The organism is Rhizobium sp. BK591, from assembly GCF_014195045.1.
Classification (GTDB): Bacteria; Pseudomonadota; Alphaproteobacteria; order Rhizobiales; family Rhizobiaceae; genus Rhizobium; species Rhizobium anhuiense.
On record NZ_JACIAZ010000002.1, the window covers coordinates 237913 to 261374 of the forward strand.

The following is a 23462-nucleotide window of genomic DNA, read 5'->3' on the forward strand; positions in this document are numbered from 1 at the left end:
AATATCTCATATGGTACCATATACAACCTCCCAATCGGTCCTTAAAACAGAAATAGGACGGGAAAGGGCAAGCCGGCGCAGATCGGCCGTGGTGCCGCAAGGTCTGTTTCAACTCCAGAGGAGAATTCACAAATGAAATTTAGCGCAATCCTGTTTTGCGGTGTGGCGGCTTTTACCGCTTTTGCCGCGCCGGCCTTTTCCAAGGACTGGACGAAGGCGACCATCACGCTCGAAGGTGCCTATGCGCCCTGGAACCTCACCAATGCCGACGGCACGCTCGGCGGTTTCGAGCCCGAACTCGCCAAGGTGCTGTGCGAGCGCGCCAAGATTGAGTGCACGTTGGTTGCTTCCGACTGGGACGGCATGATCCCGGCGCTCAACGCCGGCAAGTTCGACGTTATCATGGATGCGCTGTCGATCACCGAAGAGCGCAAGCAGGTGATCGATTTCACCATTCCCTATGCCGCCACCCCTGCCGCCTTCGCGACCGCCAAGGACAGCCCGCTGGCAAAGGCCGCCGGCACCGGCGCCACGATCAAGATGACGCCCGGCCAGACCGGCGTGAAGGAGATCGACGCGCTGAAGGCCGCCTTCAAGGGCAAGACGATCGGCATCCAGGCGGCGACCGTCTACGCCAAGTTCGTCTATGACAATTTCGGCGATATTGCCGAAATCCGCGAATACAAGACCGGCGCCGACCGCGACCTCGACCTGCAGAACGGCCGCATCGACCTCGGCTTCGACGATGCCGTCTATTTCGCCAACGCGTTCAAGACCGCCAACGACACGCTCGCCTTCACCGGCCCCGAGATCGTCGGCTCGATCTGGGGCGAGGGCGAAGGCCTCGGCATCCGCAAGGCCGATACGGACCTGCGCGACAAGTTCAACGAAGCGATCAAGTCGACGCTTGCCGACGGTACGGTCAAGAACCTGTCGATGAAGTGGTTCCAGGTCGACGTCAGCCCGCAGGAATAAGCGTTTCGGCCTTTCGGCCGCAAACATGCTGTCTCCGGCTTTATCGCCGGAGACAGCATGTTATTGTCAATCCGCAAAACACTGCCACGGACGGGGAACGGACGATATGGCAAGCTTGGAACTGCTCGGCTTCGGCTCGACCGGATGGGGCGCGCTGCTCATTGCCGCCGCCTTGATGACGCTGGCTGTGACGGCGACGGCGCTGGCGATTGGCGCCGTGCTCGGCGCCACCGTCGCGGCGGCAAAACTCTCCGGCAATCTTGTTCTCGTCACGCTCGGCAACGTCTATACGACCGTATTTCGCGGCGTTCCCGAACTGCTGATCATCTATCTCATCTATTTCGGCGGCTCCTCGGCCGTCACCTCGATCGGCCAGGCGATGGGTTACGAGGGCTTCCTCGGTCTGCCTTCATTCATCGCCGGCGCGCTTGCCGTCGGCATCATTTCCGGCTCCTACCAGGCGGAGGTGTTCCGCGGCGCCTTCCTCGCCATCTCCAAGGGCGAGCTCGAAGCGGCCTCGGCGATCGGCATGCATCGCGGCCTGCGCTTTCGCCGCATCATCATGCCGCAGGTGCTGCGCCTGGCCATTCCCGGCCTCGGCAATGTCTGGCAGCTCAGTCTCAAGGATTCGGCGCTGGTCTCCGTCACCGGCCTTGCCGAATTGATGCGCACCAGCCAAGTGGCGGCGGGCTCGACCCGGCAATATTTCCTGTTCTTCATCGCCGGCGGCTGCCTCTATCTGATCCTGACCAGCCTTTCGGACCGCATCTTCAACGGGGCGGAGCGCCGCGCCAACCGCAGCATGCCGGCATCCGCCATGGGCCAGGCGTAAGGAGGGAATGATGGATTTCACCTTCATCGCCTCGACCATGGTCACCCTGCTCAAGGCCGTACCGACAACGCTCATCCTGTTTTCCCTGTCGATCCTCTGCGGCGGCCTGCTGGCGCTCGTCATCGTCTGGATGCGGGTCAGCGGCAATCCGGTGCTTTCGGGCTTCGCCAAGGGCTACATCTTCGTCTTCCGTGGCTCGCCGCTCCTGATCCAGATGTTCCTGGTGTTCTACGGCCTCGGCCAGTTCGGCGTCATCCGTTACTCCTTCCTCTGGCCGTTCCTGCGTGAGCCGATGGTCTGCGCCGTGCTGTCGCTGGCGCTCTGCACGGCCGGCTACACGGCCGAGATCTTCCGCGGCGGCATCCGTGCCGTCTCGCCGAAGGAGATAGAGGCGGCGCGCTCGATCGGCATGTCCGGCTTCCTGCTGGTGCGCCGCATCCTGGCGCCGATTGCCTTCCGCCATGCGCTGCCGGCCTATTCCACCGAGATCGTGCTGATGATGAAGTCGACGGCGCTCGCAAGCCTCGTCACCGTCTGGGAGGTCACCGGTGTGGCCCAGCGGCTGATCTCGCAGACCTACCGCACGATGGAAGTCTTCCTCTGCGCGGCGATCATCTATCTCGTCCTGAACTTCATCATCCTGCAGGGCATGGCCTTGCTCGAATATTCGCTGTCCCGACATCGCCGCGCCATTCCGCAGGCGCTGAAGGCGTAAGCGGCCTAACCATTGGAGCACTCATGCCAGGCGTCACCCGACTTTCGGTCCGCAATATCCGCAAGAGCTTCGGTACGCACGAGGTCCTGCGCGGCATTTCCCTCGATGCCGAAGACGGCGATGTGATTTCGCTGCTCGGCGCCTCCGGCTCCGGCAAATCGACCTTCCTGCGCTGCATCAACCTGCTTGAAACCGCCAGCGACGGCGAGATCTGGGTCGACGGCGAGCATATTCAAATGGTTCACAAGAACGGGAAGAGCAAACCCGCCAGCCAGAAGCAGGTGGACCATATCCGCTCCGAACTCGGCATGGTGTTCCAGTCCTTCAATCTCTGGTCCCACATGACGATCCTGCAGAATGTCATCGAGGGGCCGATCCATGTGTTGAAGCGTCCGCGGGCCGATTGCATCGCCGAGGCCGAGGCACTGCTTGAAAAGGTCGGAATCGCCGACAAGCGCCATGCCTATCCCGCCCATCTCTCCGGCGGCCAGCAGCAGCGCGCCGCCATCGCCCGGGCGCTGGCGATGAAACCGAAGGTCATGCTCTTCGACGAGCCGACCTCGGCGCTGGACCCCGAGCTTGTCGGCGAGGTGCTGCGTGTCATGCGCGCGCTGGCCGAGGAGGGCATGACCATGCTCGTCGTCACCCATGAGATGAGCTTTGCCCGCAACGTCTCGAACCGCGTCGTCTTCATGCGCGAAGGGTTGATCGAAAGCAGCGGCAAGCCGGACGACATGTTCACCGGCGGCGCCACACCCGCTTTCCGCCAGTTCATCGGCCATTTCGGAAGCGGTCAATGACGATCACCATCGATGCATTGCTGACCTGGCGCGATGTCGCGCGCGTCGGGGCAGGGGAGGCGCTGTCGCTGTCGCCCGGCGCCTGGGCGCGGGTCGAACAGGCAAGCCGCATCGTCGCGCGCATCGTCGAGACGGGGGTGCGGGCCTATGGCGTCAACACCGGCGTCGGGGCGCTCGCCGATACCGTGGTCGATCGTGCCTCGCAGAGCCTGCTGTCGCGCAGCATCGTGCTCAGCCATGCCTGCGGCGTCGGGCCATTGCTTGATGCCCGCGAGGTGCGCGCCATCATCGCAGCGCAGATTGCCAATTTTGCCCATGGCCACTCCGGCGTGCGGCGCGAGATCGTAGAGCATCTCGCTGCCATGCTGGAACATGATTGCATTCCCGACGTGCCGTCCAAGGGCTCTGCCGGTTACCTCGTCCACAATGCCCATATTGCGCTGGTCCTCATTGGCGAAGGCAGCGCTCAGTTGGCCGGCCGGCGCCTGAGCGGCCGCGAGGCGCTTGCCGCGATCGGCCTCGAACCGTTGGTGCTCGGCGCCAAGGAGGGCTTGAGCCTGGTCAACGGCACGGCCTGTGCCACTGGCCTGACGGCCGTTGCGCTTTCCCGCGCCGAACGGCTGCTCGACTGGGCCGATGCGATCGCGGCGCTGACGCTGGAAGCGGCAGGCTGCCAGATCGCCGCCTTCGACGCAGCGGTGCTGGCGTTGCGCCCATCGGCCGGCATAGAGAAGGTGGGAGCGACGCTGCGTGCGCGGCTTCAGGGCAGCGGCCTTGTCGCCGCCGCCTTCGGCCGGCGCACGCAGGATGCGCTCAGCCTTCGTTCGGTGCCGCATGCCCATGGCGCTGCCCGCGATGTCTTCGATAATTCCGCCCGCGTCGTCGATCAGGAGCTTGCTTCGGTGACCGACAATCCGGCTGTCTCAGGCACGCCGGAACAACCGATCGTCTCTTCCGAGGCGCATGCTGTTGCCCCGGCGCTCGGGCAGGCGGCCGATAGCCTGGCCATTGCGCTCGCACAGATCGGCGCGATCAGCGAACGGCGCATGGACCGGCTCGTCAATCCGCTGGTGAGTGGTCTGCCGCCCTTTTTGGCGAGCGATGCCGGCAGCCATTCCGGCTTCATGATCGCCCAATATACCGCTGCCGCACTCAGCAACGAGAACCGCCGCCTTGCCGCACCCGCGGCCATGGACGGTGGGCTGACTTCCGGCCTGCAGGAGGACTTCCTGGCGCATCCCACAGCTGCCGCCGGCAAGCTCCTCGCCATCATCGACAATGCCGAATATATCCTGGCGATCGAGCTGATGGCGGCGGCCCAGGCACATGATTTCCTGGCGGCAAAGGCGCCGCGGGCGGCCGGCACGGGCCTTGTCTACCAGGTCGTGCGCCAGCATGTTTCCCATTATGGCGACGAGCGGCCGCTCAACGGCGATATCGAGACTGTGCGCAGCCTGATCCGCGAGACCGCGCCGCCGCCGCTCGGCTGATCTCGTCAGAACGGCTTGCTGGTTTCGGAATCCTGCTTGGGCTTTCCGCCGGCCTCGAGACGTTTGAGGCATTGGAGATAGGTCGGGTAGAGCTGGTCCACCCGCGACAGCGGCAGCGTCCAGTCGCCTTCGTCGCCGGCAAAGGTCAACTGCACGTCAGGGGTTCCGGCGAAGGAATTCTTGATGATCTTCTTCAGTCCGCCGCTTCCTTTGCTGGCCGGAGGCCAGAGGCGAAGCGTGGTCTTGTCGAAGAATTCGGCGGCGACGACTTTCGTCAAATTGCGATCGGTCAGCGTCACTTCGGTCTTGGTGTCGGCTGGAATGTCCCAGGTGCTCTTTGCCACCAGCCAGAAGGTCTCGCTGGCGCTCTGGCGGAATTCCATGGTCTTGCCGAGTTCGCTGTCCCACCGCAGGCGACAATAGGGCGGCTTCTCGCTTGCAAAACCCACCGACCATTGTCTTGCGCCGCCCATCCACTCGGTCTCGCCCAAGGCCGAAACCGGCTGCAGGGCGGCGGCCATCAGGATCATCGCAGTGAGAATTTTCATTGCCGAACCATCTCCAACGCAATCAACTCCAGCGATAGCAAAAGAAGGTTGAGCTTTTGCTACCAAGTGCCGGAGATCCGGCGCCGGCGGCCCGCAGGACTGTTTTTGAATGCCGCGAGGACTTGAATCCTGGGTCTGCATTGCCAATCTGGCGAGGGACGACAACATGTGAACGGAGTTTGATGACAGGTATGTCCGAGGTTCAACGACACGGATTTTTGGCACGGCTTACCGCCTATGAGCCGCTGACGCTCATTATGCTGGCATCCGTTGCAGGTGGGCTGTTTGTGCTCCAGCGATTGACGAGCGAAGTCCTGGAGGGCGAGACATTCCGCTTCGACGAAGCGATCCTGCTGGCGTTGCGGCGACCGGGCGAACTTGCGGTGCCGATCGGGCCCGCCTGGCTGACACATGCCGTCGACGATATCACCAGCCTCGGCGGCGTCACCGTTCTCTCGCTGCTGACGGTTCTCATCACCGTCTATCTCATGCTCGACCGGCGCTGGCCGATCGCGATCTTCGTCTTTTCCTCGGTGCTGACTGGCTGGCTGGCGAGCACGACGCTGAAGATCCTTGTTGCCCGGCCACGTCCCGACATCGTGCCGCATCTCGTCGAAGTGAGCGATCTCAGCTTTCCCTCCGGACATGCGATGGTCTCAGCGGTGACCTATCTGACGCTCGGGGCGCTGCTGGCGCGGACACAGCGTTACCGGTCGACGCGGATCTTCGTCATGGGCGCCGGCGTCTTCCTCGCCGTCATTGTCGGTTTGAGCCGCATCTATCTCGGCGTTCATTACCCCACGGACGTCTTCGCCGGATGGTGCGCCGGCGCGCTCTGGGCGCTCGGCTGCTGGCTGATCTCGAAACGCTTCGTTCCAAGCCGCGCTCCGGACGATGGCGCCGAGGCTGAAAACGGTGATAGCAGATAGCTCTCCTGTCCCGTCCATGGCGCAGGCGGCGGAGAGATAGGGATCGCCCTTCATGCACAATCTTTGGCAGCGCATGCCTTTTCCCTTTCTCGCAGCTGTTGCACAGTGCTGCCGGCATCAACAAGGCTTTGATCTCCGCCGGCATAACGGACAGAACCCATGGCAACTCTGACAACGATCACCTCGACGGTCACGGCCGCATTTCTCGGCTCCTTCGTCGAGGTCGTCGAAGCCTTCACCATCATCCTTGCCGTCGGCGTCACGCAAAGCTGGCGTCCGGCCTTCATCGGTACCGGTCTTGCACTCGGCGTTCTGGCCATTCTTGTGCTGGCGCTCGGTCCGTTGCTCGGCCTCATTCCGGTCGAGTTGATGCAGTTCGTCATCGGAACGCTGCTCATTCTCTTCGGCCTGCGCTGGTTGCGCAAGGCGATCCTCAGGGCTTCTGGTTTCATCGCCCTGCACGACGAGGAAAAAGCCTTTGCGGCCGAGACGGATAGTCTGAGACGCCAATCCGCAGAGCGTCGCGCGAATTTGCTGGCGGGCATTGCGGCCTTCAAGGCCGTGCTGCTCGAGGGGATCGAAGTGGTGTTCATCGTCATCGCCACCGGCGCCGGACATGGCATGATCGGTTATGCCAGCCTTGGGGCTGCCGCGGCTTGCCTGCTGGTGCTGATCATCGGCCTCTTCGTGCACAAACCGCTTTCAGCGGTTCCGGAGAACAGCCTCAAATTCGTCGTCGGGCTGCTGCTCAGCGCCTTCGGCATATTCTGGGTCGGCGAGGGCATCGGTGCAGAGTGGCCGGGCGCCGACCTTTCGCTCCTGGCGATCCTTGCCGTGCTCGCCGTCTTTTCCTTCGCCGCGGTCCGGGTGCTGCGCCAGTATTTCAACGCCCATGCCGAGGTCGCCGCATGACGAATATTCTTAAAGTCGCGTTCAAGGAATTCTTCGGCATGTTCGTCGACGACGGCGCGCTGGCGCTGGCGGCGCTGCTGCTGATCGCCGTCGTCGGCGTGCTGGTGAAATTCGCCCATACCGACGCGTTGCTCGCCGCCGCTCTGCTTCTCCTCGGCTGCCTGCTGATCCTCGCCGAGAGTGTGATGCGCGCGGCGCGGAAGAAGTTTCAGCGGAAATAGCCTGGATGATGATACCGAAAAGTGTGAAGCGGTTTCGGACGACGTCATGCTCCGTTTCTTTGATTTAGGGAGCTACTGCGGCACCTTGAACAGATGGCGGATCCGCGTCACCAGCGAGCTCACCGAGCCGCCGTTCAGCGTGGCGCCTTCAGTTGCGAAGGAGTGCTGGCCCGTCTCGATTCGGCGCGACAGGGTGGCGGCAAGTTCTTCGGCGATGCCTGGCCGGTCGTGTAACAGCGGCGTCAGGCTTGCTTGGGCGATCTCATAGACGACGACGAAGGTCAGCGCCCGCAGGCTGGCGGCTTCGCCGAGGCCGATCAGCAGTCCGCTTTCGCCGAAATAGTCGCCCGGCGCCAGCCGGCCGAGTTCGATTTCCTTGTGGCCTTCCCGCCGCGTGGCGACAAGGGCGCCGCTGCGCACGATCATCAGCGATGCGACCGTATCGCCCTGTTCGATGAGGATGGCATCCTTCTTGTAGGTGCGTCGCGTCATCGATGCTGCGAGCGTTTCCTTCTCGTCTTCGGTCAGCGAGAAAAAGAGCGGGATGGCGTCGAGAAGCTTGAGCGGCGTCGGCCGGTGCGGCTTCGCCATCTCCTCCGACTGCAGGCGGTCGGGCAGCGGCCCCGCGGCATCGATCGGTCGGGCCAAGGTGAGGCCTGCGGCCTTGATGTGACGGTAGATGAGGTCAAAAATCTCGTTCTTCGCTGGCCCGACCTGGCCGATATCCCTGACGCGGAAGGAGAGTTCCAGTTCCATTGCATCCGATGTAAGCGATTTGATCTGCACGCCGGGTTTCGGTTCGGTCAGGATCGAGTTGCTGCTCAAAAGGACTGTGCGCATGACGTCGACGATCGCCGACGGCCCGATCGTCGGCACGACGCGGACCATCAGCGTCGTCCCGTGGCTGCGGTCGGGACTGCTGAGATTGGTCAGCCCGACCTTGGCGAGGAAGCTGTTGGGTAGGACGACGAGGTCGTTCGAGCCGTTCAGCAGATGGGTGGAACGCCAGTTGGTTTCGACGACACGGCCTTCGATGCCATCATTCAGCACGATCCAGTCGCCGATCGTATAGGGCCGGCCGAGATTGAGCGCGATGCCGGAAAAGACGTCGCTCAGGGTGCTTTGCATCGCAAGGCCGAGGATGATGGCAAAGACACCCGAGGTGGCGATCAGCGTGCCGACGGGAAAGCTGAAGACGTAAGCGACCACCGAGAGGATCGCGCCGAGATAGATCAGGCCGATGACCAGATCCTGAACGAGGCGACCTTCGCGCGGTTGCCGCTCGAAGATCAGGAAGACGCGAACGAAGGCGATCAGTGCCCAGGCGGCATTGATCCACCAGACCACCTTGGCAAGGGCGATGAAGACGCGTTCGAAGGTCGACGCGGGCGTCGGCCCAACTTCGTAGGGCACGATGTCGTGATAGAGCAGCAGGACGGTCAGTACCGCGAAAAAAAACACCTGGCCGGCGAGCTTCCAGCTCGGGAAGGGCCGAAGCGCTATGCGCGTAACGACCGCGCCGACCACTGCCAGGGTCCCGGCCTGGACGATGGGATCGGCAAGCACTGCGGACCAAGTGAGAGTATCAAGCATCGACCGTCCATTTGCCGGAGCATGATGCCGAAGAGTGTGAGCGGTTTTCGTGCAACATCATGGCTCGCTATTGAATTCCAAAGCGCGTCTAGACGGCTTCGCCGCATCCTGACTTCCAATCCGGCTGCGAGGCAACCTTAAAATAGCGCCAGCGCCGACAGCGTTGGAAACGGGTGCGGACGTCACTCGGCGGCGCACGGCACGCTCTGGGCGATTGGCTGCTGGCTGGTCTCAAAGCGGCGCGTTCCGAGCCGCCCCTGACGATGCGATGGACGTTGGGAAACGGTGACAGCGACGGTGTTTCAGCGAAATTCCAAGCAAGTTTTTGCGGGCGCCGGGAACAGATGACGGATCTGCGTTTCGAGCGAGCTTATCAAGCCGCCGTTGTGGCGCCACATCTGGCTTGAGGTGCCTTGAGCAATTCCAGGCAAAGCGCGAAGCGGATTTGCCCGGAATTGCGTAAGAACAAAATGATAGAGCGGTTCGGTGCTCCGTTAAAAGCTGAGCTGCTCTAGCTGCGCGGCTTCAGATTTTCTGGGTCGTAGATCGGCTTGTACCCGACGCCGACAACCTCCACCGGATAACTCTCGGCGAAATACTCGATATTCAGCCTGCGTCCGACCTGGCAATGCGACCAAGGCAAATAGGCCAAGGCAATGTTCTTTCCGACCGTCGGGCCGTAGGCGATCGAGGTCGTGTAGGACCGACGGCCAAGCTCGTCGACCAGAACCTCTCCCGTGGCGGGATCGATAACCGGCAGGTTGCCGAGGGGATAACGCTTCACGCCCGACTTGTCGGTATTCTCGGTCATGACAAGCGTGCAGAGTATGGCCGGCTGGTGCTCGCGCGCCTTGTATTCCAGATGTTTTGCCTTGCCGCGAAAATCGGCTTCCTTGACCTTCGGACGGGCGAGATCGGCTTCGATCAGATTGTACTGGGTCAGGAGGTCGGCATTCTGCAGGCGCAGGCTCTTTTCCATGCGGCGCGAGTTTGCATAGGTCTCGACGCCGAAGGCCATCACGCCGGTCGAGCGCAGCGCATCCCAGACGGCGAGGCCGTCTTCATACTTCATGTGCAGTTCCCAGCCCTGCTCGCCGACATAGGAGATGCGAAAGGCGGTGACAGGCTTACCGGCGATTTCGATCGGCTTGATCGCCGCAAAGGCGAAGTTTTCCTGGTCGAGCCCGGCCGGATCGGCGACAGCCTTCTTCAGCGTGTCGCGCGCGTTCGGACCCCAGATGCCGATCGTCACGAATTTTTCCGAGACGTCCGTGATGGTGACGTCAAGGCCACGGTCCTGGGCGACGCGCTTCATGTAGTGCAGGTCGCGCGGGCCGGCATCGGCGCCGTTGACGAGACGGCAGCGGTCGGCCATGCGGAAGACGGTGAAGTCGGCGCGCACCATGCCTTCGTCGTCGAGGAAGTGGGTGTAAATGCCCTTGCCGATGTTTGCATCGCCGCCGACCTTGGCGGCGCACAGCCATTCCATCAGCTCGACATGGTCGGGTCCTTCGATATCGACCATGTGGAAGTGGCTGAGATTGACGATACCGCAATCTTCGCTCATCGCCAGATGCTCGGCATTCGACACGCGCCAGAAATGGCGGCTGTCCCATTCGTTCTCGCGAAGCGGGACGCGGTCGGCATATTTCTCCAGCAGGTGTTCGTTGGCGGCGTAGCCGTGCGCGCGCTCCCAGCCGCCAAGTTCCATGAAGTAGCCGCCAAGCTCCTTTTCGCGCTCGTAGAAGGGCGAGCGCTTGGCGTTGCGGCCGGATGCATAGGGTTCGCGGGTGTGAACGGCCGGGAAATAGATCTTCTGGGCGGCTTCGTAGCAGCGGCCTTCGATGAACTCTTCCGTCAACTGATGCGGATAGAAGCGGGCGTAATCGATGCTGTTGTGATCGATTTCAGTCCGGCCATCGGTCATCCAGTCGGCGATCAGCTTGCCGTAGCCCGGGCCGTCCTTGACCCAGATGGCAACGCAATACCAGAGACCACGCACCTTCTGGCTCTCGCCGCAGGATGCGCCGCCGCCGGCGGACACCTGCAGCAGGCCGTTGAAGGAGTGACCTTCGTTATAGCCGAGTTCGCCGAGGATCGGCGTCAGTTCCATGGCGCGCTCGAGCGGCTCGATGATCTGTTCCATCTCGAGGTCGCGCTGCGAAGGCGAAAGGCGTGCTTCGTGTTTTTCGAGAAGATCGCGCGGATGGCACATGCGCGGATTGGTGGCTTCGTAATAGCCCCACTCGATCTGACCGCCCTCCGTCGTCGCCGGGTCGCCGGTATCGCGCATATAGGCGGAGTTGCCCTGGTCGCGCAGCAGCGGGAAGCCGATTTCCTTGCCTGTGCCTTCAAACTCGTTATAGGGACCGAAGAAGGTGAGCGGGTGGTCGACCGGCATGACCGGCAGGTCTTCGCCGACCATCTCCGCGATCAGGCGCCCCCAGAGGCCGGCACAGACGATGACGTGGTCGGCCATAATCGTGCCGCGATGGGTGACGACGCCCTTGATGCGGCCGCCTTCGACGATCAGCGACTTTGCCGGCGTGTTGCCGAATACCTGCAGCTTGCCTGCCTTTTCGGCGGCGTCGACCAGCTTGCCGGCAACGGTCTGCGAGCGCGGAATGACGAGGCCGGCATCCGGATCGTAAAGGCCGCCCATTACCTGATCTTCCTCGATCAGCGGGAACTTTTCCTTGATCTCGGAAGGGCTGACATAATGGGCGCGCGTGCCGAAAGCGCGTGCCGAGGAAAGCTTGCGCTTGATTTCCTCCATCCAGGTATCGTCGCCGGTCCGCGCCACTTCGAGGCCGCCGATGCGGGCGTAGTGGCCCATCTTCTCGTAGAAATCGATCGAATATTGTGTGGTCCAGACCGACAGATAGTCGTGGCTCGTGGTGTAACAGAAGTCCGAGGCATGGGCTGTGGAGCCGATGTCGGTTGGGATGCCCGACTTATCGATGCCGACGATATCGTCCCATCCGCGCTCGACGAGATGATGCGCGATGGAGGCGCCGACGATACCGCCGAGCCCGATGATGACGACCTTTGCCTTTTCCGGAAATGTGGCCACGTACTGTCCCTTCTGCCTATCGGACGAATTAAAATTTACCTGCAGCGCCGCGCGTCTGATAGGACGCGCAAAGGACGCTGCAACACCTTGAATTGCAGTAGCCGCGCTCGACCTGCGCTTCGCGGCTAGAGTGGCTCAGCTTTCAACGGAAGCGCCATACCGCTCTGCTGCGGAACCTCCAGACCTCTTCGCATGAAAGCTGCGATGGCGGTATTATGCATCATGCTCATGATCGTCATTGGTCCTACGCCGCCGAGTACCGGCGTGATTGCGCCAGCTCGCGAGGCTGGAGCTATTCCAGGAAAATGCGAAGCAGGAGCTGAGCCGGCCGCCTGTCGTTCGCACGCCCCGGGATCACGGCGCTGAAATCGCCTTGAGCCGGTCGATGTCCGCGAGCACGATATCTTCGGAAACGGGCTCACGATTGTGCAATCGGAACCATTCCGCCGCTTCCCGTACACGCTCGCCATGCGGCGGCGGATAGGCGCCGAGTCCGAGAACCCATTCCCGCACGGTCTCGCGCTCCATCCGACCGGCCCGGTATCGATCGCAGACGGTTTTCGCCGATGCGACTAGATCATTGATGCTCTTCACGAATCTTCCTCAATGCACGGATGGCTCTTCATCTTCGAGAAACGATCGAATGCCGTCCTTGGCGACGACGGCCAGGAATTCGTCGAAAGCCTCCCGGTCTGTCGCAAACGGCTCGTCCCAACGGATCAGATCCTCCGCCTGCGTGACCACTTCCATCGTCCAGTCTTCATTGCTGCCCGATGTGCGGAAGATATCGACGAGCACGGTGATCCCGTCATCGGTGAATTCTCCCGCCAGTTCGGAATGTTCGAGCTTCTCTTTTTTTGCCATCATTCAGCCACCCGCACCGGGCGGTGCGTCGTTTTCGAGATATTCTTCATATTGAACCATTTCGGTCTCATTCGTGTCGATCGAGGGGCTTGCGCGTTTTGCCAGGCGGACACCGGCGCCGCCGCCGTTTTCCGGGATGAAAACAACCCCGCCGCCTTCCAGGGCGTGCTTCATATCCTGAAGGGTGCGCTCATAGGGTGAACGCTTCCCGGCCTCGAAATTGGCAATCGTCGCTTTGGCGACTTTTGAGGCCGATGAGAGGTCGTCCTGAGACCAAGCCAGCAGGGCACGCGCGGCGCGGCATTGGGCGGAAGATAGGCTCAAAACAATAACCTTGCATCAAAAGTGTAGCGCTGCTTCCCGCGGATGATATGAAAAATGTAATCTCGATACAAGCGATGATGAGAGCAAGCGCATGACGACACAAGATGTTTTGAGCGGTTGACGTTGGTCTTCTCGTGGAATGGCAATCTCCCCGGATTATGTAGTCACGCGTAAATTGCGCCGGAATGGAACGGCCTATTCATCCCGCCTTTTACATTCTTTCGACCGTCAATACTCCACGCTCATCTGGTGAAACGGGAAGGTTGATTGACTGAATATTATTAAAGACTAATTTAACTGTTCCTTCATCACGCACCCGGGAGGTAACAATGCGTGAGCCAGATATGCAGAAACTCGATGCGCTCGTCGGTCGTCTTGTTGGGGACGTCGGCGCCGCCATGTCAGGGGCCTTGGTCGTGCTTGGCGACAAGGTGGGGTTGTTCAAGGCGATGGCCGACGGAACGCCGATGACTGTCCAGCAACTCTCCGCGAAAACAGGGGTGAAGGAGCGGTATCTCAGGGAATGGCTGAGCGCTCAGGCGGCTGCGGACTATGTCGCTTACGATGAAAAAACCGATCGTTTCAGCCTGACGCCGGAACAGGCGATGGTGTTTGCCGAGGAAAACAGCCCGGCCTTTTTCGTGGGGGCCTTCGAGGTCGTGCAATCCATGTGGATGGATGAGCCGAAGGTCGCCGATGCCTTCCGCACCGGCAAGGGTCTCGGCTGGCATGAGCACAGCACCTGCTTGTTCCGAGGCACCGAGCGCTTCTTCCGCCCGGGCTACAACAGCCATCTCGTCAACGAATGGATTCCGGCGCTTGCCGGGGTGGAGGCAAAGCTCAAGGCCGGTGCCAGCGTCGCCGATGTCGGCTGCGGTCATGGCGCCTCGACCATTCTGATGGCGCAGGCCTATCCCGCGTCCCGCTTCACCGGTTTCGACTATCACGGCCCGTCGATCGAAAGGGCAAAGGCCGCCGCGGAAGATGCGGGTGTCGCCGACCGCGTGACGTTCAAGCAGGGCTCGGCGGCGGAATTTCCAGGCGGCGGCTATGATATGGTCGCCATGTTCGACTGCCTTCATGACATGGGCGATCCGGTCGGCGCCGGCCGGCATGTCAAGGACACGCTTGGGCCGAACGGGACATGGCTGATCGTCGAGCCCTTTGCCCATGACCATCTCAAGGACAATCTCAATCCGGTCGGCCGCGTCTTTTACGGAGCATCGACGATGATCTGCACGCCGGCATCGCTCTCCCAGGAGGTCGGGCTCGGGCTCGGCGCACAGGCGGGAGAAATGAAGCTTCGAAAGGTGGCGCTCGACGCCGGCTTCACGCATTTCCGCCGCGCGACCGAAACCCCGTTCAACATGGTGTTCGAGGTGCGGGCCTGACGCGACTTGGGACGGTCCGCTATTTCAGCTTGCCGATGCTGGCATACATGCCCGTCGTTCGGAATTCGGTGGGATTGGTGCCGTAGACGCGGCGGAAGACTTTCGAGAAATAGTTGGCGTCCTCGAAGCCGCACATGATGGCGACTTCCTTGACCGGCAGGAAGTCGGCCTTGGTCAGAAGCTTGACGGCGCGCTGCAGGCGTTGCTGCAGCACGAATTCGGCGGGCGGCATGCCCTCGCTTTCGGCGAAGCTGCGCGAGAAATGCGCGCGGCTGAGGCCGACGATGCCGGCGAGTTCGCTGACCGGCAGCGGCTTGTCGAGATTGGCGTTGATATGGTCGATCACCGGCTGCATCAGGCTGAGCTCGGCGGCAAAGGCCGGCGAGCCGAAGACATCGTCGTAGAGCGCCATGGCCGCCTCATAGGCGATCGCCGAGGCAGCACCTGGCGACGTCGCGCCTCTGACGAGGCGCAGGCTGCAATCGGCCAGATGATCGATGGTCGAGGGCTGCAGCTTCAACACCGGGCCTGACGTGGAAAGCACCAGCTGATGGATGCGCAGCGTCTCCTCGCCATTCATCGAGATCCAGAAATATTCCCAGCGGTCGCCCTTCTCCAGCCAGTAGCGGTGATTGTGCGGGACGAGCACCAGCAGCGTATCGCCGCCCTGAAGCCGATAATTGCGGTTCTGGTAGCGCAGCCGACCGCTGCCGCTGATCGTGTGCTGCAGCACCGTGAAGGGCGTCTGGCCGCGCCGTCGGCCATCCCAGTCATAGGTCTCGTTCTCGCGCACCTCATAGCCGGTACTGGTCGGCATGGCGTGCAATCGCTGGCGGCCGCGGGGCAGCGAAACCGTCCTCATCGACTGTCCATTGGCAATTAAATCCTGCAGCACAAAATTACCCCTGAAAGCATAATCCTTCTCTGGTCGCCCCGACGATTTCGGGCATAATCCCGGTCGACAAGAAGGAAGAGACCACGGCCGATTAGAGCGGCCGGGAGGAAAACAGGCAGTTTTACGGCTTTTTCAACCACATGCGCCGGCATGCGGCCTGAACCTCCATAGCCATCTTTTCTCTAGCATTCGATTGGGTCGAGGTGAAGATCATGAGTTTCAAAATCGCTATCATCGGTGCGGGCAGCGTTGGCTTCACCAAGAAGCTGTTTACCGACATATTGTGCGTTCCCGAGTTTCGCGACATCGAATTCGCGCTGACGGATCTCAGCGAGCACAATCTCGAAATGATCAAGGCGATCCTCGATCGTGTCGTCGAGGCGAACGGACTGCCGACGAAAGTCACGGCGACGACCGACCGGCGCAAGGCGCTGGAAGGCGCACGTTACATCATCAGCTGCGTCCGGGTCGGCGGCCTCGAAGCCTATGCCGACGATATCCGCATCCCGTTGAAATACGGCATCGACCAGTGCGTCGGCGATACGATCTGCGCCGGCGGCATCCTTTATGGCCAGCGCAACATCCCTGTGATCCTCGACTTCTGCAAGGACATCAGGGAAGTCGCCGAGCCGGGTGCCAAGTTCCTGAACTATGCCAACCCGATGGCGATGAACACCTGGGCGGCGATCGAATACGGCAAGGTCGACACGGTCGGCCTCTGCCACGGTGTCCAGCACGGCGCCGAACAGATCGCCGAGGTGCTGGGCGCCAAGTCGGTGAGCGAACTCGATTACATCTGCTCCGGCATCAACCACCAGACCTGGTTCATCGACCTGCGCCTCAACGGCCGCAAGATCGGCAAGGACGAGCTGGTTGCCGCCTTCGAGGCGCACCCCGTCTATTCGCAGCAGGAGAAGCTGCGCATCGACGTGCTGAAGCGTTTCGGCGTCTATTCCACGGAAAGCAACGGCCATCTCTCGGAATACCTGCCCTGGTATCGCAAACGGCCGGACGAAATCACCCGCTGGATCGATATGTCCGACTGGATCCACGGCGAGACCGGCGGCTATCTCCGCCACTCCACCGAAACGCGTAACTGGTTCGAGACGGAATATCCGCAATTCCTGGAATCGGCCGCCAAGCCGATCGATCCTGCCAAGCGCTCGAACGAACACGCCAGCCACATCCTGGAGGCGCTGGAGACGAACCGGGTCTATCGCGGCCATTTCAACGTCAAGAACAATGGCGTCATCACCAACCTGCCGTCCGATGCGATCATCGAATCGCCCGGCTTCGTCGACCGCTTCGGCATCAACATGGTTTCCGGCGTCACCCTGCCGGAAGCTTGTGCCGCCACCTGCATTGCCTCGATCAACGTCCAGCGCATGTCGGTGCATGCGGCTGTTTCAGGCGACATCGATCTCCTGAAGCTCGCCGTGCTGCACGATCCGCTGGTCGGCGCCGTCTCGACGCCTGAGGAAGTCTGGCAGATGGTCGACGAGATGGTCGTTGCCCAGGCACGTTGGCTGCCGCAATATGCCGATGCCGTGCCGGCCGCCAAGGAGCGGCTGTCCAAATCGAAGGTGCAGACCCGCGACTGGGCGGGGGCTGCGCGCCGCAACGTCCGCTCGATCGAGGAGTTGCGCGCCGAAAAGGCGGCGCTGAAGCAGGCCGTCTAAGTTTTGTGAAGGTTGGGTCGTCATGGGTTTCCGGGAGGGAAATCCATGACATCAAGCCCGCTTTCATGTCGTGCGAGGAAAAGGAGCCGTGTGACCCGCGCTCCGGAACAGAGGGAGAAACGATGATGAATTTCCGCAATCTGGGCATTCTTGCCGGGCTGGCGCTCAGCGTCTCGGCCGCGGCGCTGAATGCATATGCTTCCGAGGCAACCATCCCGCCGGCGCCGGCGGACTTTCCGGCCGAAGGCAAGATCAAATATGTGGCGCGCGACTCCATCCTGGAGTTCAAGGCGCTGCCCGAATATCATGAGCCGGATTGGGTCACGAAAAATTTCGTCGCCACCGGCAAGCTGCCGCCGGTCAAGGACCGGCTGCCGAAGGAGCCGCTGGTCTTCAAGACGGGCAATATGCCCGACGGCATCGGTGTCTACGGCGATACGATGCGCCACGTCATCGGCGGCCGGCCGGAAGGCTGGAACTACGGCGCCGGCCAGACGCAGGGCTGGGGCGGCATCGATATCGGCCTTTCCGAATGCCTGACGCGCACCGCGCCGCTGTTCCAGGTACAGGCCTCAGACACCGAGCCGCTGCCGAACCTCGCCAAGAGCTGGGATTGGTCCGAAGACGGCCATAAGCTGACCATGCACCTGATCGAAGGCGCCAAATGGTCTGACGGCGCGCCATTCAATGCCGACGACATCATGTTCTACTGGGATGACGAAGTCATCGACCCGAACGTTTCGCCGCTCGGCGGCGGCGCCTCGCCGGAAGCCTTCGGCGTCGGCACGACGCTGAAGAAGGTCGACGATTACACCGTCGAATGGACCTTCAAGGAGGCCTTCCCGAAGCAATATCTCTACACGATGTCCTACCCGAATTTCTGCCCGGGTCCGTCGCACATCCTGAAGTCGAAGCATCCGAAATATTCGAAGAACACCTACGACCAGTTCAAGAACGCCTTCCCGCCCGAGTTCATGAACATGCCGGTGATGGGCGCCTGGGTACCGGTCGAATATCGCCCGGACGACATCATCGTCATGCGCCGCAACCCCTATTACTGGAAGGTCGACGAGAAGGGCGATCAACTGCCCTATCTGAATGAGCTGCACTACAAGCTCTCGACCTGGGCCGACCGTGACGTTCAGGCCGTGGCCGGATCCGCCGACATCTCGAACCTCGAGCAGCCGGAAAACTTCGTCGCGTCGCTGAAGCGAGCCGCCGAAAAGACCGCACCCGCCCGCCTTGCCTTCGGCCCGCGCCTAATCGGCTACAATCTGCGCATGAACTTCTCCGCCAACGGCTGGGGCAACCCGGACGAGCGCGGTGAGGCGATCCGCGAGTTGAACCGCAACGAGGACTTCCGCAAGGCCGTCACCATGGCGCTCGACCGCAAGGCAATCGGCGACTCGCTGGTCAAGGGACCGTTTACCGCGATCTATCCCGGTGGGCTCTCCTCCGGCACCAGCTTCTACGACCGCAACTCGACCGTTTACTACCCCTATGATCTTAAGGGTGCCAAGGCGGAACTCGCCAAGGCCGGCCTCAAGGATACGGATGGCGACGGCATCGTGAACTTCCCGTCCGGCACGCAAGGCGGCAAGAATGTCGAAATCGTCATGCTCGTCAACAACGACTACACGACAGACAAGAGCCTCGCCGAAGGTGTCGTCGGCCAGATGGAAAAGCTCGGATTGAAGGTCATCCTCAATGGGCTCGACGGTGCAAAGCGCGACGAAGCGCATTATGCCGGCCGCTTTGATTGGCTGATCCAGCGCAATACGACGGAACTGTCGTCGGTGGTGCAGAATACCGAACAGCTTGCCCCTGTCGGTCCGCGCACCAGCTGGCACCATCGTGCCGGCAAGGACGATCAGCTCGATCTGATGCCGTTCGAAAAGGAACTTGTCGATGTCGTCAACAAGTTCACGACGAGCCAGAGTAATGACGAGCGCGTCGATCTGATGAAGCAGTATCAGAAGATCTCGACGGAGCACGTCAACACCGTCGGCCTGACAGAATATCCGGGCGCGCTGATCATCAACAAGCGGTTCTCCAACGTGCCCCAGGGTACGCCGATCTTCATGTTCAACTGGGCTGAAGACTCCATCATCCGCGAACGCGTGTGGGTGGCTGCCGACAAGCAGGGCAAATACGAGCTGTTCCCCGAGCAGCTGCCCGGCAAGCCCGGCGACAAGGGCCCGATCAACTGATGCGTGTCATCAGGACACAAAGAGCTAGAGCGCGTCGCGTGTGATGCGACGCCGGAGAGTTCCCTCCCAGCTGAAGTGAGATTCAGGCCGCGCGTGGCGCGCGGCCTGATATGACCAACAAGCCGGCCGCGCTGACAAGCAGCGACTGGCGGCAAGGAGAAGCGAACCGTTCGATGTTACGATTCCTGCTCGTGCGCATAGCCTCTGCGATCCCCATTCTCTTCATCCTGAGCGTGGTGACTTTCGCGATCATCCAGGCACCGCCCGGCGACTACGCCGATTATATAAGATCCCAGCTGATCAACCAGGGCGGCGCATCTTATGCCCAGGCCGAAGCGCAGGCACAGCTCTACAGGGTCGAGCACGGCCTCGATAAGCCGCTGGTCATCCAATACGTCAACTGGATCGGCGGTATAGTGACCCGCGGTGATTTCGGCTACAGCATGTTTTACAACAAGCCGGTCGCCGATGTCGTCGGTGAACGCCTGCCGCGGACATTGCTTCTGGCGCTCGTCTGCCATCTCTTTGCCTCGGTGCTCGGCATCGGCTTCGGCATCTGGGCGGCGACGCGACAGTATAGCTGGATCGACAGCACGCTTTCGGCGATTTCCTTCCTCGGCATGACGGTGCCGCGCTTCCTGATGGCGCTGATCATCGTCTATCTGCTGGTCTTCCAGCTTAACGTCTCCGAAATCGGCAGCTTCTTCTCGCCGCAATATGGCGGGGCGCCCTGGTCCTGGGCGAAATTCGCTGATCTGGTTCGCCATGTCTGGCCGGTCGTGGCGATCGCCACCTTCGGCGGGCTCGCCTACAATATGCGCGTCATGCGCGGCAATCTGCTCGATACGCTGAATGCCCAATATGTCGAGACGGCCAAGGCCAAGGGGCTTTCCGGCGCCGCCGTGGTGATGCGCCATGCGGTGCCGAACGCGCTGCACCCGCTGGTGATGTACCAGGGCGTCGTGCTGCCCTACATGCTGACCGGCGAGATCGAAACCGCGATCATTTTCGCATTGCCCACCGTCGGCCCGGCGATCGTCGGCTCGATGGCGGTCGGCGACGTCTATGTCACCGCCACCTTCATGATGGTGCTGTCGGCGACGCTGATCGTCGGCAACATCATCGCCGACATGCTGCTCGCTTTGCTCGATCCCCGTGTCCGCCAGTATGGAGGAGCCTGAGATGCTGGCTTTCGACTCCGCGCCGCCTCCGCCGACGACAGAACTTTCCATCAACAAGCCATCGCGTGGGCATGAAAGCTACATCGCACTTGTCTGGCGCCGGCTGAGACGCTCCTGGACCGGCATGGCAGGGCTGGTGCTCGTCGTGCTCCTGATCGTCATGGCGATCTTTGCCGATTTCTTTGCGCCGATGGACCCGAAGGCAACCGATGTCGGCTTCGCGCCGCCGCAGATGATCAGCTTCCACGACAAGGACGGAGGTTTCGTCTTCCAGCCGCGTGTCTATGCGCTGTCGGATTCCGAGGAGCTCGACCCGGTCACCTTCCAGCCGATCGTTGGCGTGGATTACGACAACCCGCGGCTGCTCGGCTTCTTCGTCAAGGGCGCTGAATACCGGCTTTTCGGCCTGATCCCGGCCAACCGGCATTTCTTCGGCTCGACTGACGGCCAGCCGGTGCATTTTCTTGGCACCGACAAGTTCGGCCGCGACGTGCTGTCGCGCGCCATCATCGGCTCGCGCATTTCGCTGACGATCGCCCTGACGGTGGTCTTCATCGTCACCATCATCGGCACGACCGTCGGAATGGTGTCCGGCTATTTCGGCGGCACATTCGATATCTGGTTGCAGCGTTTCGTCGAACTGGTGCTCGCCTTCCCGCAACTGCCGCTCTATCTGGCGCTGACCTCGCTCATCCCGGTGACGGCGCCGACCAACGTCTTCCTTGCCTTCGTCATCGCCGTCATGTCGGCGCTCGGCTGGGCGCAGATGTCGCGCGAGGTGCGCGGCAAGACGCTGGCGCTCGCCCGTATCGACTATGTCCGGGCGGCGATGGCCGTCGGCGCCACCGACATGCGCATCATCATGCAGCACATCTTCCCGAACGTGATGAGCCACGTCATCGTCGCGGTGACACTCGCCATACCGAGCGTCGTGCTCTTGGAATCCTTCCTGGGTTTCCTCGGCTTCGCGGTCAAGCCGCCACTGATTTCCTGGGGGCTGATGCTGCAGGATACGGCGACCTATTCGGTGATCGGCTCCTATCCCTGGATTCTCTCCCCCGTCGGCTTCGTGCTCGTCACCGTCTTCGCATTCAATGCGCTTGGCGACGGACTGCGCGACGCGGTCGATCCTTATTGAGGTGATTGATATGGCTCTTGCACTGGTCAATTCCTTCGCCCCGCCCGTCCGCCACGACCATGATGGCCGTTCGGACACGCCCATCATCGACGCCCGCAATGTGGCGGTGAATTTCAAGGTCGAAGACGGCATGGTCGAAGCCGTCAAGGACGTCTCCTTCCAGCTCTATCGCGGCGAGACGATCGCGATCGTCGGCGAATCCGGTTCGGGCAAATCGGTGACGGCGCGAACGGTGATGGGGCTCTTGTCGAAGCGCGCCGTCGTCTCCGAGGCATCGACGGTCGCCTATGACGGCAGCAATATCCTGAAGTTCTCCGAGCGGGCGCGCCGCAAGCTGCGCGGCGATCGCATCTCGATGATCTTCCAGGAACCGATGAGTTCGCTGAACCCAATCTATACGATCGGCAGCCAGATCGTCGAAGCGATCCGTGTGCATCGCCGGATCAGCAAAAGGGATGCGCAAAAGCGTGCGCTCGAACTGCTCGAACATGTGCAGATCCCCGATCCTGCCGCGCGGCTCATGCAATATCCGCATCAGCTCTCCGGCGGCCAGCGCCAGCGCGTGATGATCGCCATGGCGCTTGCCAATGATCCGGACGTGCTGATTGCCGACGAGCCGACGACGGCGCTCGACGTCACCGTGCAGGCGCAGATCCTGAACCTGATCCGCAACCTTCAGAAGGAGTTGGGGATGGCCGTCATCCTCATCACCCACGATCTGACCGTGGTGCGGCAGTTCTCCGATTACGTCTATGTGATGCAGCTTGGCGAAGTGCGCGAGCACAACACCACCGAAGCTCTGTTTGCCAATCCGCAGGACGCCTATACCAAGCATTTGCTTGCCTCCGAGCCACGCGGCCAGGCCAATCCGCTGCCGGAGGGATCGGATGTCATCCTCGATGCCAAGGGCGTGCGCGTCTCCTTCATGATGCGTCACGGTACCTTTCTCAAGCCGGCGATGCGCGAGCTTGTCGCCGTCGACAGCCTCGACCTGACCCTGCGCCGTCACGAGACGCTCGGCCTCGTCGGCGAATCCGGCTCCGGCAAGACGACCTTCGGCCAGGCGATCCTGCGGTTGAACACGCCCGAGAGCGGCGAGATCCATTTCGACCATCAGCCGATCCACGGCCTTTCCAGAGCCGAGATGCGGCCGTTGCGCGCCCGCATGCAGGTGGTGTTCCAGGATCCGTTCTCATCGCTCAACCCGCGCATGACGATCGGCCAGATCATCGAGGAAGGGCTTGTCGTCAACAAGCTGGGGGCGACCAAGGCCGAACGGCAGGACCGGGTGCGTGAGGCGCTGATTGCCGCCGGCATGCCCGGCAATATCCTGTCGCGCTTCCCGCACGAATTTTCCGGCGGCCAGCGCCAGCGCATCGCCATTGCCCGCGCCATCGCGCTCGAGCCGGAATTCATTCTGCTCGACGAGCCGACATCGGCGCTCGACCTTTCCGTCCAAGCGCAGATCATCGAACTCCTGCGGAAGCTGCAGGACGAGCGGGGCCTGAGCTACCTGTTCATTTCCCACGATCTCAAGGTCGTCAGGGCTCTTTGCCATCGCGTCATCGTCATGCAGCATGGCAAGATCGTCGAAGAGGGCCCCGTCAACGAAGTTCTATCCCATCCCAAGACCGCCTACACCGAACGGCTCGTCAAGGCCGCTTTCGAGGTAGCATGATTGCCGAATGCCGG

Annotated in this window: 22 protein-coding genes; 14 read left to right on the plus strand and 8 right to left on the minus strand. The window is 61.7% G+C overall.

The genetic code is table 11. The features are described from left to right. Positions 1-132 precede the first annotated feature (132 nt). The 5 genes from FHX10_RS08230 (at position 133) to hutH (ending at position 4812) form a co-directional block, all read left to right on the plus strand. A complete protein-coding gene (locus tag FHX10_RS08230) occupies positions 133-975 on the plus strand; it encodes a transporter substrate-binding domain-containing protein (RefSeq protein ID WP_028759047.1) in 843 nt (280 codons plus the stop codon). A gap of 106 nt (positions 976-1081) precedes the next feature. Continuing rightward, the gene (locus FHX10_RS08235; protein WP_028759048.1) at positions 1082-1807 is read left to right on the plus strand and encodes an ABC transporter permease; all 726 of its coding nucleotides are present in this window, start codon (positions 1082-1084) and stop codon (positions 1805-1807) included. Positions 1808-1817: 10 nt separating this feature from the next. After that, positions 1818-2522, plus strand: a complete 705-nt coding sequence (locus FHX10_RS08240) for an ABC transporter permease (RefSeq protein ID WP_028759049.1) — start codon at positions 1818-1820, stop codon at positions 2520-2522. 23 nt (positions 2523-2545) lie between these two features. Further along, complete coding sequence (locus FHX10_RS08245) at positions 2546-3322, plus strand: ABC transporter ATP-binding protein (RefSeq protein WP_047614846.1); 777 nt, start codon at positions 2546-2548, stop codon at positions 3320-3322. After that, positions 3319-4812, plus strand: a complete 1494-nt coding sequence (gene hutH, locus FHX10_RS08250; RefSeq protein ID WP_097595644.1) for a histidine ammonia-lyase — start codon at positions 3319-3321, stop codon at positions 4810-4812. The genes FHX10_RS08245 and hutH overlap by 4 nt, the downstream gene beginning before the upstream one ends. 5 nt (positions 4813-4817) lie before the next feature. Here hutH and FHX10_RS08255 read toward each other — a convergent pair whose 3' ends face one another. After that, a complete protein-coding gene (locus FHX10_RS08255) occupies positions 4818-5360 on the minus strand; it encodes a hypothetical protein (protein WP_097595645.1) in 543 nt (180 codons plus the stop codon). Between the two features lie 191 nt (positions 5361-5551). On the opposite strand from FHX10_RS08255, the gene FHX10_RS08260 reads away from it, so the two are divergent. The 3 genes from FHX10_RS08260 to FHX10_RS08270 all read left to right on the plus strand — a co-directional run bounded on the left by FHX10_RS08260 (position 5552) and on the right by FHX10_RS08270 (position 7422). Further along, positions 5552-6289, plus strand: coding sequence for a phosphatase PAP2 family protein (locus FHX10_RS08260; RefSeq protein ID WP_097595646.1), 738 nt, complete (start codon positions 5552-5554; stop codon positions 6287-6289). 159 nt (positions 6290-6448) lie between these two features. After that, positions 6449-7201 carry a COG4280 domain-containing protein gene (locus FHX10_RS08265; protein ID WP_097630774.1) on the plus strand — a complete coding sequence of 251 codons (753 nt, stop codon included), beginning with the start codon at positions 6449-6451 and terminating at the stop codon, positions 7199-7201. Then, positions 7198-7422, plus strand: a complete 225-nt coding sequence (locus tag FHX10_RS08270; protein WP_063475984.1) for a hypothetical protein — start codon at positions 7198-7200, stop codon at positions 7420-7422. Before FHX10_RS08265 ends, FHX10_RS08270 begins: the two co-directional genes overlap by 4 nt. Before the next feature lie 72 nt (positions 7423-7494). Here the strand turns inward: FHX10_RS08270 and FHX10_RS08275 are convergent, their stop codons facing one another. The 6 genes from FHX10_RS08275 to FHX10_RS08300 form a co-directional block, all read right to left on the minus strand. Beyond that, a complete protein-coding gene (locus FHX10_RS08275) occupies positions 7495-9015 on the minus strand; it encodes a cyclic nucleotide-binding domain-containing protein (protein ID WP_097595648.1) in 1521 nt (506 codons plus the stop codon). Positions 9016-9526: 511 nt separating this feature from the next. Continuing rightward, entirely contained in the window at positions 9527-12088 is a 2562-nt protein-coding gene (locus FHX10_RS08280; protein WP_097595649.1) for an FAD-dependent oxidoreductase, read from the minus strand. 125 nt (positions 12089-12213) lie between these two features. Next, positions 12214-12558, minus strand: coding sequence for a hypothetical protein (locus FHX10_RS35555; protein WP_080759866.1), 345 nt, complete (start codon positions 12556-12558; stop codon positions 12214-12216). After that, positions 12443-12682: a hypothetical protein gene (locus FHX10_RS08290; RefSeq protein ID WP_047612774.1), complete on the minus strand. Its 240-nt coding sequence runs from the start codon at positions 12680-12682 to the stop codon at positions 12443-12445. The genes FHX10_RS35555 and FHX10_RS08290 overlap by 116 nt, the downstream gene beginning before the upstream one ends. A 9-nt stretch (positions 12683-12691) precedes the next feature. After that, positions 12692-12952, minus strand: coding sequence for a hypothetical protein (locus FHX10_RS08295; protein ID WP_047613454.1), 261 nt, complete (start codon positions 12950-12952; stop codon positions 12692-12694). 3 nt (positions 12953-12955) lie between these two features. Next, on the minus strand, positions 12956-13276 hold the full coding sequence (locus FHX10_RS08300; protein WP_097595650.1) for a helix-turn-helix domain-containing protein: 321 nt from the start codon (positions 13274-13276) through the stop codon (positions 12956-12958). Between the two features lie 329 nt (positions 13277-13605). Between FHX10_RS08300 and FHX10_RS08305 the strand changes: the two genes are divergently transcribed. Next, positions 13606-14667 (plus strand): class I SAM-dependent methyltransferase, encoded by a 1062-nt coding sequence (locus FHX10_RS08305; protein WP_097630772.1) that lies wholly within the window; start codon positions 13606-13608, stop codon positions 14665-14667. A 19-nt stretch (positions 14668-14686) separates the two neighbouring features. Here the strand turns inward: FHX10_RS08305 and FHX10_RS08310 are convergent, their stop codons facing one another. Then, the gene (locus tag FHX10_RS08310) at positions 14687-15529 is read right to left on the minus strand and encodes an AraC family transcriptional regulator (protein ID WP_047612778.1); all 843 of its coding nucleotides are present in this window, start codon (positions 15527-15529) and stop codon (positions 14687-14689) included. Between the two features lie 245 nt (positions 15530-15774). Here FHX10_RS08310 and FHX10_RS08315 point away from each other — a divergent pair, with 245 nt between their 5' ends. The 5 genes from FHX10_RS08315 to FHX10_RS08335 all read left to right on the plus strand — a co-directional run bounded on the left by FHX10_RS08315 (position 15775) and on the right by FHX10_RS08335 (position 23448). Further along, positions 15775-17241: an alpha-glucosidase/alpha-galactosidase gene (locus tag FHX10_RS08315; protein WP_047612781.1), complete on the plus strand. Its 1467-nt coding sequence runs from the start codon at positions 15775-15777 to the stop codon at positions 17239-17241. Positions 17242-17363: 122 nt separating this feature from the next. Then, positions 17364-19451 (plus strand): ABC transporter substrate-binding protein, encoded by a 2088-nt coding sequence (locus FHX10_RS08320; RefSeq protein WP_047612783.1) that lies wholly within the window; start codon positions 17364-17366, stop codon positions 19449-19451. Between the two features lie 173 nt (positions 19452-19624). After that, positions 19625-20632, plus strand: coding sequence for an ABC transporter permease (locus FHX10_RS08325; protein WP_047613455.1), 1008 nt, complete (start codon positions 19625-19627; stop codon positions 20630-20632). A 1-nt stretch (position 20633) separates the two neighbouring features. Continuing rightward, the gene (locus FHX10_RS08330) at positions 20634-21770 is read left to right on the plus strand and encodes an ABC transporter permease (RefSeq protein WP_047613456.1); all 1137 of its coding nucleotides are present in this window, start codon (positions 20634-20636) and stop codon (positions 21768-21770) included. 10 nt (positions 21771-21780) lie between these two features. Then, positions 21781-23448, plus strand: coding sequence for an ABC transporter ATP-binding protein (locus FHX10_RS08335; RefSeq protein ID WP_047614859.1), 1668 nt, complete (start codon positions 21781-21783; stop codon positions 23446-23448). Positions 23449-23462 lie beyond the last annotated feature (14 nt).